The organism is Aeromonas sp. ZOR0002 (assembly GCF_963866995.1).
GTDB classification, from domain to species: Bacteria; Pseudomonadota; Gammaproteobacteria; order Enterobacterales; family Aeromonadaceae; genus Aeromonas; species Aeromonas caviae.
Map to the genome: position 1 here is coordinate 13,525 of NZ_CAWMFQ010000323.1, position 1,225 is coordinate 14,749.

The 1,225-nt window shown below is 59.7% G+C and carries 1 protein-coding gene and 1 pseudogene; one reads left to right on the forward strand and one right to left on the reverse strand.

The annotated features are described in order from the left end of the window. Positions 1–691, reverse strand: a pseudogene (locus tag AACR77_RS17440) (magnesium chelatase domain-containing protein); the annotation flags it as partial. A gap of 384 nt (positions 692–1,075) precedes the next feature. On the opposite strand from AACR77_RS17440, the gene AACR77_RS17445 reads away from it, so the two are divergent. Then, positions 1,076–1,225 (forward strand): thiamine pyrophosphate-binding protein (locus tag AACR77_RS17445; RefSeq protein ID WP_156133359.1); only part of this gene is annotated, 150 nt, incomplete at its 3' end.

Here is a 1,225-nt window from a genome sequence, read left to right on the forward strand (position 1 = left end):
GCAGACGGCTGGCCAGCATGCTCTTGCCGGTGCCGGGGGGGCCGATGAACAGCAGGTTGTGGCTGCCAGCTGCGGCGATCTCCAGCGCCCGCTTCGCCTGGGACTGACCGATCACATCCTGCAGATCCGGCACGTCGGGCAGGATCTCCGCGCTCTGGGGTTCCGGCAGCGGTAGTTCGTACTGGCCCGCCAGCCAGGCGGTGACTGCCAGCAGCTGGTGGGCGGTGCGCACCTCGGCATCCTGTATGAGGGAAGCCTCCGGACCGTTCTCCCGTGGGACCAGCAGGGTGCGCCCTGCGTCGCGGCAGGCGAGCACCGAGGGGAGCACCCCAAGCACGGGGCGGATCTCGCCCGTCAGGGCCAATTCCCCTAAAAATTCGTGATCGAGCAGGTATCTTGCGGGTATCTGCTTGGATGCGGCGAGAATGCCGATGGCGATGGCCAGGTCGAAGCGACCCCCCTCTTTGGGCAGATCCGCAGGGGCCAGGTTGACCGTGATGTGTTTGCTCGGGAACTCGAAATTGCCGTTGAGCAGGGCGCTGCGCACCCGATCCCGCGACTCCTTCACCGAGGTTTCCGGCAGCCCCACCATGTTGAAGGCGGGCAGGCCGTTGGAGAGGTGCACCTCCACCGTGACTTGCGGCGCCGCTATCCCCAGGCTGGCACGGCTATAAACAACAGCTAATGACATAAATACCGTCCTTGGTTTGATGTATATGCTGGTTAACCGTTTTTTATTAGTTTTTTGTTCCAGTTGTCAGGTTTCAGAGCAGTTAAAATCAGAGTCTTGTCAGGTAAAAAGTGCTTGCCCAATAAAAATCACCGTGCTAGTTCTAATAGCCATTCGCGGCAAGCTCCGCTCCCATTTCACAGGATTTCCGGTTGTAACTATGAACATGGCCTCCCGTTTCGTCAGCATTATTGTGGTCCTAGTGGTGATTATTATCTCACCGCTCGGGGCTCGTTTGGCTGCACGGAACAAGGGATAGACCCACCACCGGACAGAACGAAACAAGCGACCCCCGAGCCTCACGGCCCGGGGGTTTTTTTTCGACCAAAGGACAGGATTTTCCACATGAACGGCGCGCAGTTTTTGGTACAGGCTCTCAAGAAACAGGGTGTGACCCAGGTGTTTGGTTACCCGGGCGGGGCCATCATGCCGGTCTACGACGCCCTGTATGACGGTGGCCTGGCCCATCAGCTCTGCCGCCACGAGCAGGGGGCC